This window comes from Rhizobium hidalgonense, assembly GCF_002914525.1.
GTDB lineage: Bacteria > Pseudomonadota > Alphaproteobacteria > Rhizobiales > Rhizobiaceae > Rhizobium > Rhizobium hidalgonense.
This window is the reverse complement of the sequence record NZ_LODW01000127.1, coordinates 91,715-107,411: the sequence shown is the minus strand read 5'-3', so window position 1 is coordinate 107,411 and position 15,697 is coordinate 91,715. Positions and strand designations below refer to the sequence as shown.

Below are 15,697 nucleotides of genomic sequence, written 5' to 3'. Positions count from 1 at the left end.
CCATATCGGCAGCGACATAATTTGGCGTTAAGTGAAGGCTCTGATTTTATTTTCACGTGCTAGAGTTTTTGTTTTCTCTCTCGAGAAGATGAATGTCCTCGGCCACGTCTTCCATTCTCTTCAACAGGGCGGCCTGAGCATCTCTCAGCCCTCGATTGTAGAGGTACGGCGCGATCTCCTCGGTGAATCGAGCAGGAATTCGGCCGGCAAGGCGCCGATGGGGTCGAGTTCCCGGTCGAAATAGGCGCGGATGCGCGAAACGATTTCAGCCTTTTCTTCCTTCGAAAACTCGATCCTCTTCATGGGTTCCTCTTTGCCGGTGCGATCAGGGCTTTGATGGTTCAGCGAAATCGATTGGTCAATCAACGAAATTCAATTGCCGCGGCTACCCTTAGACCATAAGTGAAAGCTGAATTTCCAACAGGATCACCTATATGAATCGCGCCGACTTTGTTGAAGGTTTGCGGGGCGGCTCCGCTGTTGCGCTTGCATCGGCGCCCTTTGGCGCTCTCTTCGGAGCGCTGGCGGTCGAAAACGGCATGTCGCTCTCCGAAGCCGCCTTCATGAGCGCCACCGTCTATGCCGGCGCCAGCCAGATGGTCGGCATCGAACTCTTCGGTCACAATGTCCACGCCTGGCTGATCGTGCTGTCGATCCTCGCCGTCAATTTCCGTCACGTGCTCTATTCGGCGGCGCTGGCGCGTTACATCGGCCATTTCACGCCGGTGCAGAAATTCTTCACCTTCTTCCTGCTCGTCGATCCGCAATTCGCCGAAGCGGTAAAGCGCGCCGAGACCGGCCGGCAACTCGCCTTCGCCTGGTATTTCGGCTTCGCCATCATCATCTACATTCCTTGGGTGCTGATCAGCGTCGCCGGCGGCATGCTCGGCGGCTTCATCGGCGATCCCAAGGCCATAGGCCTCGACATCCTGCTGCCGGCTTATTTCCTCGGCATCGTCCTCGGCTTCAGCAAGCGAGACAATTTCCTGCCTGTGGCACTCGTCAGCGCGGTGGCGTCCGTATTCGCTTATCGCTATGTCGGCTCACCCTGGCATGTCAGCCTGGGGGCTGCTGCCGGTATCGTACTCGCCGCCGTACTGCCTTTGCCGCCGCAAGAGCCTGATCTCGAAGCCGACGCCCTTCAATCCGAAATGCACGAGGTCTGAGCCATGGAATTCGATCTTCACATGGCGCTCGTCATCCTCGCCGCAGCAGCCGCGACCTTCGCCACCCGCATCGGCGGCTATATCCTCATCACCCGAATGAAGAGCATTCCCCCGCGCGTGGAGGCGGCGCTGAATGCCGTGCCGGCGGCCGTACTGACGACGCTGGTTGCCCCTGCCTTCTTCACCGGCGGCTGGGAATCGAAACTGGCGCTAATCGTCGCCCTCTTCATCGGCCTGCGCTTCAGCCATACATGGATGCTGGTCGCCGCCTGGATCGTCGTGATGAGCTGGCGCCACACGATCGGCGCCTGAGCACCGGCTCTAAAGCCGGCGCAGAACTCAAGGCATTACAGCGTCGGCGACACTGTAATGCCGTTTTCTCAGTATTCCAGCGGCAGCGTCGCGTTCTCGAGCCACGCCCTGACATCGTGATCGTGGATCAGCGGCATCAGCGCCTCGCACGTGCGGCTGTGATAGTCGTTGAACCAGTGCAGTTCGTCATGGGTCAGAAGCTCTGGAATGACGAGGCTGCGGTCGATCGGGCAGAAGGTCAGCGTCTCGAAACCGAGCATCGCCATGTCGCCGCCCTCGATCTCCTCGGCTCCACGCACATAGATCAGGTTCTCGATGCGGATGCCGAAGCCGCCGGGCCGGTAATAGCCCGGCTCGTTCGACAGGATCATGCCGGGCAGCAATTCCTGCGTCGAAAGCCTGGAGATGCGCTGCGGCCCCTCATGCACCGAGAGATAGGAGCCGACTCCATGCCCCGTGCCGTGCGCGAAATCGGCCCCTGCCCGCCACAGCGCGATGCGCGCCAGCGGATCGAGGTCGCAGCCGCGCGTCCCCTTCGGAAAACGTGCCGTGCTGATTTGTATCATGCCTTTCAGCACCAGCGTGAAGAACCGGCGATGCTCCTCCGACACCGCACCAATGCCGACCGTGCGGGTGATGTCGGTCGTGCCGTTGATATATTGCGCGCCGGAATCGATCAGGAAGAGCTCGCCCGCCTCGATCATCCGGTTGGATTCGGTCGTCACGCGGTAATGCATGATCGCCGCATGTTCGCCGGCACCCGAAATCGTGTCGAAGGAAATGTCCTTCAGCGGGTTCTGCATGCTTTGGCCGACGCGGGCACGCACCGCTTCGAGGTGCTCGGCGGCAGCAATTTCGCTCACCGTGCCGGGTTTTTCCTGCGAAAGCCAATAGAGGAATTCAACCATCGCCGTCCCATCCTGCAGATGCGCGGCGGCCGAGCCGTTGATTTCAACGTCGTTCTTTACCGCGCGCGGCAGCTTGGCGGGATCAGCACCCTCCACCCCTTCGCCGCCCGCCTTGCGGATAATCTCGGCCAGCGCATAAGAGGCGATATCCGGGTCGATCAGAACACGGCCCCCGTCCCTGGAAACGGCAGCGAGCCTCTCCTCCAGCGCCGAGGGCGGCAGCTGTGTGCAGATCTGCGCGAGATAGGCCTCGGGCTCGATGCCGGTCTTGCGCTTGTCGAGGAAAAGATCGGCCCGCCCATCGGCATGGACGATGGCGCGCGCCAGCGGATGCGGCGTATGCGGCACGTCGGCGCCGCGAATGTTGAAGGTCCAGGCGACCGAGGAGGGATCGGCGATCAGCACTGCCGCCAGATTCTTCTTCGAAAGATCGGCGGCGATCGTGGCGATTTTATCCCTGGCAAGCACGCCGGCCTGGCCGACATTCTGGATGCTGACCGCGCCGAGCGGCTCGGCCGGCCGGTCGCTCCAGAGCTTGTCGAGTGGATTGTGCGGCAGGAAGACCAGCGTGCCACCGATCTGGGACAGTGCTCGTTCCAGACGGCGCACCTCGGCACCCGCGTGCAGCCAGGGATCGATGCCGAGTCGAAGGCCCTTGGCTCCGTTTGCGGCCAGCCAGAGATGCGGCGGCTCGTTGACGAGATCGCCACCCGAAAAAACCGACCCGTCGACCTGTTCGGCAAGCTGCGTCACATAACGCCCGTCGACGAAGACGATCGCCTGCGTGCGCAGAACCATTGCAACGCCGGCCGAGCCGGTGAAGCCCGTCAGCCATGCCAGGCGCTCCGAGCATGCGGGAACATATTCGCCGTTGAATTCGTCGGCACGCGGTACGAGGAAGGCGTCGATGCCGAGCGAATCGAAAGCAGCGCGCAGCGCCGATACCCGATCCCTGCCGAATTGAGGCGTGGAGGTGACTTCGAAGGACTGGAACATGCTGGAAACTCGAATGGTTGAGACGAATCCGGTAAATGGGATGGCGGCCATGTTAGCGAAATTTCAATCGATGGGGAGAAAAAGCGACGAAACGAGTCGAAACCGTTGGTGCCGCTCAATATTTTGACAGAACTGTGACGCGAAAAGTTAATTTGGCACGCTTTATGCATTGGCCGCATGGCTCCCATGAGCGAAACCCCCTGCCTCCACTTTTCAGAATAGCTATATAGGCGACATCGAACGGTTCGCGATGAACCTGCAACAAAGGAATTTTTGAAATGACCGCCTCTCTCTCGCGCTTCGCATATAGCAGCCCGGTGCAGGCTGGCGAACGCCAGACCGTACGTCACGTCATCGGCGCCCGCCGGCCGCAGAACGACGACAGCCTGAAGCTGCTCGGTACCGGCCAGCGTGCCACGCGCCACAACGGCGCCCCCAGCTACGCGTTCTAAGTCTGAAAGCCCGTCCGTCTCCTCCCTCCCGGACCGGCCTATTGGAATGCAGTAGAGCCCGCTCGAGCGCTCCTCCCCTTGAGCTCGCGGGCATTGGCCGGATAGACCGGTCCAAGGCGGTGCCATCGGCACCGCCTTTTTTGTTGTATTCGGAAGACTTTCCTTTCAGGGTAGTGCGAGAAGCGCAGGACAATCCCCTCGCCTCACCACCCAAAATCACGGCCGATCGAAATGGATCGTCACCCAGCCGTTCCGCCAGATCGTCCGGACATGTCGAAGCCTCGCGCCGCTATAGGCGGCGATCACCTTCCAGCGTTGCGCGGCGAGAATCCCCGAAAGGATCACCGATCCGCCGGGCGCAAGATGCGTCGCAAGCTTCGGCGCCATGCGCATTAGAGGCCGGGCGAGAATGTTGGCAATGATCAGATCGAAGGGACCATGCTCGGAAAAGGCCGTAGAATGAAAGCCCGGCGCGGTGCGGGTGACGATGCCTGAGGCGATGCCGTTGCGGCGCACGTTTTCTGCCGCTACCCGCGTCGCGATCGGGTCGATATCGGTCGCCAGCACCGGGATGTTTTTAAGCTTGCGCACCGCAATCGCCAGCACGCCGCTGCCGGTGCCGAGATCGAGCGCATTGTGGACCGGGCGCGAGCGCACCACGGCGTCGATTGCCTCGAGGCAGCCGGCCGTCGTGCCGTGATGGCCGGTTCCGAAGGCCTGGCCGGCATCGATCTCGATGGCGATATCGCCCGGGCGCACCTTATCGCGGTCATGCGAGCCGTGCACCAGGAAACGGCCTGCCCTGACGGGCTTCAGCCCCTCCAGCGATTTCACCACCCAGTCGACATCTGGAATGACTTCCCGCTCCAGGCGGGCACCAGGAAAGGCGCTCTTGAGAGCTGCCTCGACGCGGGAGCGCACATCGGCCTCGTCCTCGGTCATCATATAGATCGAGGCTTCCCAAATATCTTTTTTCTCATCAATTTCGGTGGTGCCGATGGCAAAGTCTTCTTCGCCGAAGACCTCGCTCAGAAGGTCGAGAATCTCTTCAGCCTTGCTCTCGGTCGTCGTCACGTAAAGGCGGATTTCACTCACGATAGGCGGTCTTTCCCGTTTCCGTTGCCCGCCACGGGTCGAGTCAACGCCTCATCACCTGAAGCCATCACCCCTTGTTGACGAGATTCTCCAGCTTCTTTACCGCCGTGTCCGGATTTTCGCCATAGGCGATCGTTCCGGCAAATCGCCCGGCCGAATCGAGCAGGAAGACCGAGGCGGTATGATCCATCGTATAGTCGCCGTTCGGATCCTTCTCGTCGATCGGCACCTTCTTGGCGTAGACGCGGAAACCCTTGATGACCTCGGCAATCTTGTCGGGCGCGCCTGAAATGCCGGTGATGCGCTTGGAGACGTTGGAAACATATTCGTTCATGATCTCGGGCGTGTCGCGCTCAGGATCGACGGTGACGAAATAAGCCTGCAGCTTGTCGCCCTTCGGGTCGACCTTTTCCATCCAGCCGTTCAGCTCGAAAAGCGTCGTCGGGCAGACTTCGGGGCAATGGGTGAAACCGAAGAACAGTGCCGTCGGCTTGCCGCGCAGCGCCTGCTCAGTGATCGGCTGCCCGCTCTGCGAGACTAAGGTGAAGGGTACGCCGTAGGGCGATTCCGCCACGACATCCCCGGACTTCGTGGGGTAGAACTGAACCGCGCCGAGAACGCCGGCAAGTATCAGGACGCCGACCCAGACGGCGATGCGGAATGTCTTCATTGGCGTGATCCTCGCTCCAGGCGGATGTGCCGCCCGCCCTTGCCCGCGTGATATAGTCCCGATCGGACGCACGCAATTCAAGAATATGTTTCCCAAGCCGTGATGAATTGTCTCACCGGTAGAAATTGCCACGGTAACGAAGTCCCTGCCGAACCTCCATGGACAAAACGTCCCACGCATTTCAACAGCTTACCTTTAAAGCGCGTCGTATCAAACTTGCCTCATACGACGGGCTTTGGCTTTTTGTTTTCACGCATGTGGTCATCCCCCGCCGCACATTTCAGGGCGACATGCGTTCGAGAGGCGGGCAATCGCAAAATACATATCGTTAGGAAAGACTTAAGCCGTCACATCTATATTTAAAAGCCATCGCTTCTCCCGCCGGGGACAACTGGGAAGAATTCTGATCATGAACAACAACAATGCCATCAAGCAGTCGGGCTCTTATCTCGAAATCGTTTCGTTTCACCTGGGCGATCAGGAATTCTGCATCGACATCATGGCCATCCGCGAAATCCGCGGCTGGGCGCCGGTGACGCCGATGCCGCATACCCCGCCTTACGTGCTCGGTCTCATCAACCTGCGCGGCGCGGTGATCCCCGTTATCGACATGGCCTGCCGCCTCGGCATGAAGATGACCGAGCCTTCCGAGCGCTCGGCGATCATCGTCACCGATATCGCCGGCAAGCTGGTCGGCCTGCTCGTCGAACAGGTTTCCGACATGATGACCATTAAGAGCGAAGACCTGCAGCCGCCGCCGGAAATCATCCCGGAAGCCCAGCGCGCCTTCTGCCGCGGCATCGTCGCGCTTGAGAAGACCATGGTCTGCTTCCTGAACCTGGATACGGTTATTGCCGACGAACTGACGCAGGCGGCTTGATATTATTTATACTGATGTTGAAAGGCCCGGCTCGTCCGGGCTTTTTTGTTTGGTGCGGTGCGCGAGCGTGGCAGGGTTCAGACTCTCTTGTGGGCAGGGATTAGGGCGGCATATTCTCCGACCAGAACCTTCCGCCTACGGCTTCCCATTCTTCCACGTCACGTTCTGCCCATAGAGCGGAATCGTCGAAATCGACATCTTCGCCGAGCCATCCGTCAATTCCCTGGAATGGGCGAGATAGATCAGCGTGTCGTTGGTCTTGTCGTAGATGCGGTTGACGACCAGCGTCTTCCAGATCAGCGACATGCCCTGACGGAACACTTCGCTGCCATCCTTGGACAGGTCGATATTGCCGATCTCGATCGGCCCCGTCTGCCGGCAGGCTAGGGAATTGTTGGAGGGATCTTCGAACCAGTTGCCGTTCTTGAACCGGTCGATAAGGCTGCGGTCGAAATAGGTGACGTGGCAGGTGACGCCCTTTACCTCCGGATCGGAGACCGCCTCGACGATGATGTCGTTGCCGATCCAGTCGACGCCGACCTTGCCGACGACTTCGGCCGAGGCAGCACCTGCGGAAAGGGCAGCGAAGGAAAAGGCGGCGAGAAGAAGATTGCGCGGTTTGGACATGGCGGCTCCCTGAGTGATCCGCATTCTAGATAAGTGCGCCCCGATGCTTTGCAAGAAATGGCGGCCTGAGGAAGCGATCAGCTTTTCCGGCACGTGCAGGGCTCGTAGGCCTGCGCCGTCAGCCGGCCGGGCCGCATACCGATCAGCGCGGGTATGGCGTGAACGGCATTGGCCTTGACCGCTTTCGCCATCTCGATGGCAGCGGCCGCGCAGACGACGGCGTCCTCGACGGCGTTGTGGTGCACGAAACGCAGGCCGAGATGCTCGGCGATCAGGTTCAGACGATGCGAGAGGAAGTGCGGCCAGATCCGCTGCGCCATCTTCAAGCTGCAGAGATAGGTCAGCTCCGGATAGGATTGCCGGTAGTGATCGAGGCTCGCCCGCCAGACGCTGAAATCGAAAGCGGCATTATGGGCGATCATGGTGGCGCCGCTGATATCGTCGTGGAACTCGTCCATCACCTCGGGAAATTCAGGTGCATCCTCGACATGCTCCGGCCGAATGCCATGGATCGCAATGTTCATCCCGGAAAAGCGCATGTCCCGCGGCCGGATCAGCCGTTCCTCGACACGAGTGACCCTGCCCTCCTCGATCCAGGCAAGGCCGACGGAACAGGCGCTGCCGCGCTGTTCGTTCGCCGTCTCGAAGTCAATCGCGATGGTCTTCAAATCAGTTATCCGAATCATTTCCCGGAGAACAGAAATACCGTCCCGGTTCCGGCCGCGCAAATTCGACACGACGCACGGTTGACTTTTCAACCGACATATCGAAACTTTCCGCCATGATCGGTTCCGTGACCATGGCAGCGCTTATCCATCACACCACCACCCTGAAGGGTACGCGGGAGCGATGGCGCGTTAGCAGCGATCCGATCATCCCGAAAACCCTGCCGAGGCGAGCAGGGTTTTCAGAAACTCGGGCTCTCCTCCTGAAACCAACGGAGAGCAGCCATGTCCGAAAATGAAGAGAATGAGCCTGGCCGCCGAGCGCGCCTGCCGGACGGCGTCCTTGTCCGCGCCGTCCGCCTTTCCGATGCGGAAGAGATCACCGATCGGATAAATCTGCCGGGCTATCGCGCCGGCACCCTGCGGCCGCCGTACCAGAGGGTCGAAGAGGTCCGCAAATACATGGAAAATCCGTCGCCGGATGCGCTGAACCTGGTCGTTACCCTCAATGGTAAGATCGTTGGCAATGGCGGTCTCAACCGCCTCTCCGGCCGCAGGCAGCACGTCGCCAGCATCGGCATGGGCGTGCATGACGATTTTACCGGCCGTGGTTTCGGACGGATCCTGCTCGGCGCTTTCACCGACGCCGCCGACGACTGGCTGGATATCAAACGGCTGGAACTGACGGTCTACACTGACAACCTTGTCGCCATCGGCCTCTACGAGAAGTGCGGCTTCGAGCGGGAAGGCCTGCTGAGGGCCTTCGGTTTTCGATCGGGACAGTATGTCGACGCCTATACAATGGCCCGGCTCAGGCTATAAGCTACGCGAGGCTGGCGGCACCGCCGTCGGCCTCTCACCCGCTGATCAGTGCCAGCCACTCGTCCTCGTCCATCGTCTGCACGCCGAGTTCGCGCGCCTTGTCGAGCTTGGAGCCGGCGCCGGGGCCGGCGACGACGATGTCGGTCTTCTTCGACACCGATCCCGCGACCTTGGCGCCGAGGCTTTCTGCCCTCGCCTTCGCCTCGTCGCGGGTGAATTTTTCCAGCGAGCCGGTAAAGACCACGGTCTTGCCGGCGACCGGGCTGCCTGTCGTCACCGGCTGCTCGGCCTGCTGAGGCGTCACTTCCTCAAGCAGCCGGGTGATCACCTCGATATTGCGCGGTTCCTTGTAGAACTCGACCATGGCACGCGCCACCACCTCGCCGATGCCCTCGATGGCATTGAGATCGTTCCAGGCGTCGCCGGAAAGCGGCGCTGCCTCCGTCATTGCCGTGGCAAAGGCTTCGTAAGTGCTGTAGGAGCGCGCCAGCAGCTTTGCCGTGGTCTCGCCGACATGACGGATCCCGAGCGCATAGATGAAGCGATGGAGTGCAATGCTGCGCCGTTCGTTGATCGCCGCATACAGCTTGCCGACGCTGACCTTGCCGAAGCCGTCGATATTCTCCAGCTTGGTCAGCGATTGCTGCTGGCGCTTCTCCAGCGTGAAGATTTCGGGCGCGGTGCGGATCTGCAGCGACGCGTCCTCATGTTCGAAGAAGAAGTCGATCTGCTTCGAACCCAGCCCCTCGATATCGAAGGCATTGCGCGAAACGAAGTGTTTCAGATGCTCGGTCGCTTGCGCCCGGCAGATGAAACCGCCGGTGCAGCGGCGCACCGAATCCATCTTGCCGGTCTTCTCGTTGACCTCGCGCACCGCATGCGAACCGCAGACCGGGCAGGTTTTCGGAAACTCATATGAGCTGGCGGCAGCCGCGCGTTTTTCCATCACCACGTCGAGGATCTGCGGAATGACGTCGCCGGCGCGCTGGACGATGACGGTATCGCCTTCGCGGATATCGTGGTCCTCCGGCCGAATGCGCTCGCCACTATTGCCGATACCCTTGATGTAATCCTCGTTGTGCAGTGTCGCATTGGTGACGACCACGCCGCCAACGGTAATCGGCTTCAGCCGCGCCACCGGCGTCAGCGCCCCGGTGCGGCCGACCTGGATCTCGATCTTCTCGACCTCGGTGAAGGCCTGTTCGGCCGGAAATTTGTGCGCGGTCGCCCAGCGCGGCGAACGCGAGCGGAAGCCGAGACGGGCCTGCAGCTCGAGACTGTCGACCTTATAGACGACGCCATCGATGTCGTAATCGAGATCCGGACGCTCGAGGCCGATCTCGTCATAATGCGCCAGGATGTCGGCGACCGAATTCAGCCGCTTCATCAGCGGGTTTACAGGAAAACCCCAATCCTTGAAGGTCTGCACCATGGCGAACTGCGTATCGGCCGGCATTTCCGACATTTCGCCCCAGGCATAGGCGAAGAATTTCAGCTTGCGGCTCGCCGTCACCTTGGCATCGAGCTGGCGCAGCGATCCGGCGGCCGTATTGCGCGGATTGACATAGGTCTGCTTGCCCTCCGCTTCCATCTGCCGGTTCAGCGCCAGGAAGTCGCTCTTGGCCATATAGACTTCGCCGCGGATCTCCACGACCGCGGGGACACCCTTCGGCAGTTTATTCGGGATTTCCGCAATGGTGCGAATATTGGCGGTGACGTTTTCCCCCGTCGTGCCGTCGCCGCGCGTCGCAGCTGTCACCAGCCTGCCGTTCTCATAACGGATCGACATCGACAGACCGTCGATCTTCGGTTCGGCGGTAAAAGCGATCGACTGGTCCGGCAGGCGGCCGAGGAAACGATAGACGCCGGCGACGAAATCCTGCACGTCCTCCTGCGAAAACGTGTTGTCGAGCGACAGCATCGGCCGTGCATGGACGACGGGCGAGAAGGTGACGGAGGGTGCTGCCCCCACATGCCGCGACGGGCTGTCCTCGCGGATCAACTCGGGAAACCGCGCCTCCAGCGCATCGTTGCGGCGCTTCAGCGCATCGTAATCGGCATCGGAAATCTCCGGCTGGTCCTTGCCATGGTAGAGCGCGTCGTGATGCGCGATCTCCTTTGCCAGCCGCTCGAGTTCGGCGGCAGCCTCTTCGATCGTCAACGTGTCGACGGCGGAACCTTCGGTGGACATGGAATATCACTCCAGGGAATCTGGCCAGAAAATCTCGATTGTTTTTAGAGCAAAATTTCTGGATGAAAAGAGAGGCGGAGTATGTCGCGCCGGGAAGATTGCCTTGCAGCATTGACAGGCCCCTAACCCCTCCGCCCTCATTCCTGTGCCCGTCACAGGAATCCAGCCACGGCGCGTCTGCGCCGTGAATGACTATTTTAATAAGAAGGGTCTCTTGCGCCCAAGGACTTGGGCGCGCTGGATCCCTGATGAGGGAGTGTGGAGCAGCGCACGCCAAACTTACAGCCGCCGACTGCACTAATGGGTCAGAGCATGTGCAGGCGCTTGCCCCGCCCTATTCCCAATCCCTCGCATTGCGCAGCCGAATGCCGCTGACATGCAGGGTGGTGTCCCAGAGGCTCTTCAGCGGCCGCAAGCTGTCGACCACCCGAAGTTCCACCCTGCGCGGCGCAAATACCCGATCGAGCCGTGTAATAACGCTCTTCCCCATGGGAATCACGCGTCTGCGGGAAACCCACATGCCCGTATCATTGAGGTCTTCGAAATCCTCAGCCGGAAGCTCATAACGATGGATCGCCTGCGCCTCGAGCCGTTCCAGCCAATGACGCTCGATGAAGGCCACAGCCCGCCAATCGCCGAGCCAGCGCCGTCGCTCTGGCTCCGACGTCTCTGCTGTCGCCCAGAGCAGGATGCGGGGACAGTCGCGGGGAAAGAGATACATGAAGTCGTAATCGCCATCGATCGCCCAGACGAGCGGACCATTCAGCCATTCCCGGCCGACCGGGCGGACGGAGGCGATACGGACCGGGCGCGGTTCGAACACGGCGATATCGGGATCATCGCTGAAGTGGAAAAGACGCATGGGCTACGGATCGCCGCTGATCGGAATACTGCGGATAGCGTGAAGCGGAATATTTGTCACCGTTGCCGGTGCGGCCGATTTTGGCGATCAACCGTTGCCGGCCAGAAGCCGCTTGGCGGCCGCCCTCGCCTCTTCGGTTACCGAAGCGCCGGCCAGCATGCGGGCGATTTCCTCGGTGCGGTCCTTCTGCGCCATCGTCGCCACGCGCGTGGCGATCTTTTCCGATCCCTCGGCGGCCGGCCCCTTGGAGATCAGAAGATGCGTCGCCGCCCTTGCCGCGACCTGCGGCGCATGCGTCACCGACAATACCTGCACCCGATCGGATAGCCGCTTCAGCCGCTGGCCGATCGCATCGGCCACGGCGCCCCCGACGCCGGTGTCGATTTCGTCGAAGACGAGCGTCGGGGCCGATCCGCGATCGGCGAGCGCCACCTTCAGCGCCAGCAGGAAACGCGAGAGTTCGCCGCCGGAGGCGACCTTCATGATCGAGCCCGGCCGCGTGCCGGGATTGGTCTGGACATGGAATTCGACGATGTCGATGCCTTCGGCGAGCGCCTCCTGCCCGTTCGTGGTGATCTCGACCATGAAACGGGCGCGTTCGAGCTTCAGCGCCGGCAGCTCCGTCATGACGGCCGCAGCCAGTGCGGTGCCGGCGTGATGGCGCCTGTCGGAGAGTGAGCGCGCTGCCGCATCGTAATTCTCGTGCGCCAGGCCGACCTCGGCTTCGAGCCTGGCAAGCCGCTCCTCGCCCGCGTCGAGGTCGGCAAGATCGGCGATCATGCGCACGGCAAGTGCCGGCAGTTCGGTGACCGGCACGGAATATTTGCGCGAGGCGGCCCTGAGCGCGAAAAGCCGCTCCTCCACCCGCTCCAACTCCCTCGGATCGTATTCGGTCTTGCGCAGCGCCGCCTCGACTTCCATTTGGGCGTTAGAGAGCTGGTCCAGCGCGGCATCGAGCAGCGTCACCGTGTCTTCGAGCAGGCCCGGCGCCTCATGGCTCTTGCGCTCCAGCCGGCGCACCAGCGAGGCGATATGAGGCACTGGCGAGGCATTGCCGTTCAAAAACTCGGACGCCTCGGCAATATCGCCGGCGATTCGCTCGGCTTTCATCATCTTCTGCCGGCGATCGGCGAGTTCGTCCTCCTCGCCATCTTGCGGCGAAAGCTTCTCCAGTTCCGCGACGGAGGAGCGCAGATAGTCGGCTTCGCGCGCCGCACCTTCCACCTTCTCGCGGTGTTTCTTCAGCGCCCGCTCGCTGTCGCGCCACAGGCGATACAGTCGGGAAACCTCCGAAACCTCGTCGGTGAGGCCGGCGAAGGCATCGAGCAGAGTGCGATGGGCATTGGTGTCGACCAGGGCGCGATCGTCGTGCTGGCCGTGGATTTCGACCAGCATCTGACCCGCTTGCCGCATCAGCTGCACGCTGACCGGCTGGTCGTTGACATAGGCCTTGGTGCGCCCGTCGGCCGATTGCTGACGGCGAAAAATCAGGTCGCCTTCGTCGTCGATGCCGTTTTCACGCAGAAGCCTGCGGGCGCCGTGATCCATGCCGACGTCGAACACCGCCGTCACCTGGCCCTTGTCCTCGCCATGGCGCACCAAGTCGCCGTCGCCGCGCCCACCGAGGGCCAGCGACAGGCTGTCGAGCAGAATGGATTTGCCCGCCCCGGTCTCGCCCGTCAGCACGGAGAGGCCGGTCTCGAAGGCAAGATCCAGCCGCTCGATCAGGACGATATCGCGGATCGAAAGCTGGATCAGCATTGGGCTTATGAACCGAGCAGGAGTTTCTTGCCTGCTGCAGCGATCCACGAGCCCTTGTTTTCCCGCGGCTCGGCGCCACCGGTCTGCAGCAGCTTGTAGGAATCGGCGTACCACTGGCTGTCGGGATAATTGTGACCGAGGACGGCAGCCGCCGTCTGCGCCTCGTCGACGATGCCCATTGCGTAATAAGCCTCGACGAGACGCGCCAAGGCCTCTTCGATCTGGTTCGTGTTCGGATATTTCTCGACGACGATGCGGAAGCGCGAGATCGCGGCGAGATATTCCTTCCGCTCCATGTAGTAGCGGCCGATCTGCATTTCCTTGCCGGCGAGCTGGTCGCGCGCAAAGCGGATCTTGGCCTGCGCGTCGTCGACATATTCGGAGTTCGGATAATTGTCGATGACGGCCTGCATTGCCTCGATCGTCTTGGCCGAGGCGCGCTGATCCTGCGTCACGTCGACGATCTGCTTGGAATAGGTGAGACCGATGAGATACTGCACATAAGCGGCATCCTGGGACTTCGGATATTGCGACATGTAGCGGTTGCCGGAGGCAAGCGCATCGTCCAGCTTGCCCTGGCGGTATTTGACGAAGGTGCTCATCACAAGCGCCTTGCGCGCCCATTCGGAGAACGGGTTCTCGCGGTCGATGGCATCGAACTTGCGCGACGCTTCCGCCATGTTGCCGGCCTTCATGTTGGCAAGGCCCTGGGTGTAGAGCACGTCAGGCGGATCGGTTTCGAGGCCGAGCTTGGTGATGTCGATATCGGGATCGGACTGGCAACCGGATATCGCGGCGCCTGCGCTCAGCACCAGAAGCGATGCGAACAAAGCGCGCGCTGTCTTCATCATACCGTCAGATCCTGCATAACCCATTCGAAAGAACCCCACTGCCGCCGCTCGCTCCACGGCAGCCACGCCTCGCTGGCGTTTCTAGCCATAAATGTGCATCAAGAGCAACGCAATGATAAGGCATTAACGCATTTTTGTGGCAGCACCCGGGGAATGACCGGCTTTTCCTCTTCTTCCCCGACCTGTGGCAGTAAAGCATCTGACCCGGTGGACATAAAAAAACCGCCTCCGGGAAAGAGGCGGCCTGGTCTTGAGAATGTGCTGGAGGTCATGCCGACCAGGGAGCGAATTCCGAAGCGTTGACCGCGATCAGTTCGCGGGCGGCGACGCGCTGGCGCGGTATCGACGTCTCCACCACCTCATAGGCGGAGGGATCGGCGAGCAGCGCCTTCAGTGCATTGGCATTCATCTTATGGCCGCCGCGATAGGAACGGTAGCAACCGATAAACTGAACGCCGGCAAGCGACAGATCGCCGACGGCATCCAGCGTCTTGTGGCGGACGAATTCGTCCTTGGCGTAACGCAGGCCTTCGACGTTGATGACGGTATTGTCGTCCGAAATGACGACGGAATTTTCGAGCGAGGAGCCGAGCGCGTGGCCCGAGGCCCAAAGGCGCTCGACGTCGCGCATGAAGCCGAAGGTGCGAGCGCGGGAAAGTTCGGTCTTGAAGACCGCCGCGGTCATCTCGCCGGCCCACTTCTGCCGGCCGATCAGCGGGCAGTCGAAATCGATCTCGACTTCGAAGCGCGTGCCGTCATAGGGGCGGAATTCGCTCCAGGAACCGCCGTGTTCGATTCGAACCGGCTTGGTGATCCGGATATAGCGGCGCTTGACGCCGAGCGAGACCAGACCGACCTGCTCGATCGCCTCGACGAAGGGCAGCGAGCTGCCGTCCATGATCGGCATTTCCGAGCCCTGCACCTCGATCACAACATTGTCGAGGCCGAGCGCATAGATCGCCGCCATCACATGCTCGATCGTCGCGACCGAATGGGTGGGAGAGAAGCCGAGCACGGTGCAGAGGTCGGTATTGCCGACCTGCGAGGAGACGGCCTTGAGTTCGGTGATGTCGCCATTGGCATGCAGGCGCTGGAAAACGACGCCGGTATCCGATTCGGCCGGATTCAGAGTGATCGAGACATTAGCGCCAGAATGGACTCCGATGCCCGAAAGCGTCACGGGACGCGATACCGTCGTTTGAAAACCCAGCAAGCCAATTGCCATAAATTCTGCCTTTATTCTTCCGCACCGGCAGTCTGCCCAATCGGCGCGGTCATCGTTCATTCTATACAACGAGCCTGTGGAAAGGACTCGTGGGGCAGTTTCCTTGCACCATACTTACGTGTGCCGGCGCTCCAATCCAAATCACTGTTTCTTTCGCTTTGTTACGAAGTCACACGATTGAAATCGCTTGCGAATCACGGGCTGAAAAACAGCA

15 protein-coding genes and 1 pseudogene are annotated in these 15,697 nt (G+C 61.0%); 5 read left to right on the top strand and 11 right to left on the bottom strand.

Going from position 1 to position 15,697, the window contains the following annotated elements; all coding sequences use genetic code 11:
* Positions 1–52: 52 nt before the first annotated feature.
* Positions 53–303, bottom strand: a pseudogene (locus tag ATY29_RS34005) (DUF2164 domain-containing protein).
* Between the two features lie 131 nt (positions 304–434).
* Here ATY29_RS34005 and ATY29_RS34000 point away from each other — a divergent pair.
* Together ATY29_RS34000 and ATY29_RS33995 are read left to right on the top strand one after the other, a co-directional pair.
* Positions 435–1,166: an AzlC family ABC transporter permease gene (locus ATY29_RS34000; protein ID WP_097534115.1), complete on the top strand. Its 732-nt coding sequence runs from the start codon at positions 435–437 to the stop codon at positions 1,164–1,166.
* 3 nt (positions 1,167–1,169) lie between these two features.
* Positions 1,170–1,478, top strand: a complete 309-nt coding sequence (locus ATY29_RS33995) for a branched-chain amino acid transport AzlD family protein (protein WP_003565005.1) — start codon at positions 1,170–1,172, stop codon at positions 1,476–1,478.
* 68 nt (positions 1,479–1,546) lie between these two features.
* Here the strand turns inward: ATY29_RS33995 and ATY29_RS33990 are convergent, their stop codons facing one another.
* Positions 1,547–3,382, bottom strand: a complete 1,836-nt coding sequence (locus ATY29_RS33990) for an aminopeptidase P family protein (RefSeq protein WP_097534221.1) — start codon at positions 3,380–3,382, stop codon at positions 1,547–1,549.
* A 278-nt stretch (positions 3,383–3,660) separates the two neighbouring features.
* On the opposite strand from ATY29_RS33990, the gene ATY29_RS37155 reads away from it, so the two are divergent.
* On the top strand, positions 3,661–3,834 hold the full coding sequence (locus ATY29_RS37155; protein WP_003565009.1) for a hypothetical protein: 174 nt from the start codon (positions 3,661–3,663) through the stop codon (positions 3,832–3,834).
* 216 nt (positions 3,835–4,050) lie between these two features.
* On the opposite strand, the gene ATY29_RS33985 is transcribed toward ATY29_RS37155, so the two are convergent.
* Together ATY29_RS33985 and ATY29_RS33980 are read right to left on the bottom strand one after the other, a co-directional pair.
* The gene (locus tag ATY29_RS33985; RefSeq protein WP_003565011.1) at positions 4,051–4,929 is read right to left on the bottom strand and encodes a 50S ribosomal protein L11 methyltransferase; all 879 of its coding nucleotides are present in this window, start codon (positions 4,927–4,929) and stop codon (positions 4,051–4,053) included.
* Between the two features lie 67 nt (positions 4,930–4,996).
* Positions 4,997–5,599: an SCO family protein gene (locus ATY29_RS33980; protein ID WP_003565013.1), complete on the bottom strand. Its 603-nt coding sequence runs from the start codon at positions 5,597–5,599 to the stop codon at positions 4,997–4,999.
* Between the two features lie 409 nt (positions 5,600–6,008).
* On the opposite strand from ATY29_RS33980, the gene ATY29_RS33975 reads away from it, so the two are divergent.
* Complete coding sequence (locus ATY29_RS33975) at positions 6,009–6,479, top strand: chemotaxis protein CheW (RefSeq protein ID WP_003565015.1); 471 nt, start codon at positions 6,009–6,011, stop codon at positions 6,477–6,479.
* A gap of 135 nt (positions 6,480–6,614) precedes the next feature.
* Here the strand turns inward: ATY29_RS33975 and ATY29_RS33970 are convergent, their stop codons facing one another.
* Positions 6,615–7,106: a CreA family protein gene (locus ATY29_RS33970; protein ID WP_097534114.1), complete on the bottom strand. Its 492-nt coding sequence runs from the start codon at positions 7,104–7,106 to the stop codon at positions 6,615–6,617.
* 77 nt (positions 7,107–7,183) lie between these two features.
* Entirely contained in the window at positions 7,184–7,774 is a 591-nt protein-coding gene (locus ATY29_RS33965) for a 3'-5' exonuclease (protein WP_097534113.1), read from the bottom strand.
* A 282-nt stretch (positions 7,775–8,056) separates the two neighbouring features.
* Here ATY29_RS33965 and ATY29_RS33960 point away from each other — a divergent pair, with 282 nt between their 5' ends.
* Positions 8,057–8,593 carry a GNAT family N-acetyltransferase gene (locus ATY29_RS33960; protein WP_097534112.1) on the top strand — a complete coding sequence of 179 codons (537 nt, stop codon included), beginning with the start codon at positions 8,057–8,059 and terminating at the stop codon, positions 8,591–8,593.
* Between the two features lie 34 nt (positions 8,594–8,627).
* Here ATY29_RS33960 and ligA read toward each other — a convergent pair whose 3' ends face one another.
* From ligA to lpxC, 5 genes are all read right to left on the bottom strand, one after another.
* Entirely contained in the window at positions 8,628–10,784 is a 2,157-nt protein-coding gene (gene ligA, locus ATY29_RS33955; protein ID WP_003565024.1) for an NAD-dependent DNA ligase LigA, read from the bottom strand.
* A 334-nt stretch (positions 10,785–11,118) separates the two neighbouring features.
* Positions 11,119–11,646 (bottom strand): DUF6886 family protein, encoded by a 528-nt coding sequence (locus ATY29_RS33950; RefSeq protein ID WP_003565026.1) that lies wholly within the window; start codon positions 11,644–11,646, stop codon positions 11,119–11,121.
* Between the two features lie 87 nt (positions 11,647–11,733).
* Positions 11,734–13,407 carry a DNA repair protein RecN gene (gene recN, locus ATY29_RS33945; RefSeq protein WP_097534111.1) on the bottom strand — a complete coding sequence of 558 codons (1,674 nt, stop codon included), beginning with the start codon at positions 13,405–13,407 and terminating at the stop codon, positions 11,734–11,736.
* A 5-nt stretch (positions 13,408–13,412) separates the two neighbouring features.
* Entirely contained in the window at positions 13,413–14,258 is an 846-nt protein-coding gene (locus ATY29_RS33940) for an outer membrane protein assembly factor BamD (RefSeq protein WP_003565029.1), read from the bottom strand.
* A 268-nt stretch (positions 14,259–14,526) separates the two neighbouring features.
* Positions 14,527–15,483, bottom strand: coding sequence for a UDP-3-O-acyl-N-acetylglucosamine deacetylase (lpxC, locus tag ATY29_RS33935; protein WP_097534110.1), 957 nt, complete (start codon positions 15,481–15,483; stop codon positions 14,527–14,529).
* Positions 15,484–15,697: the final 214 nt, after the last annotated feature.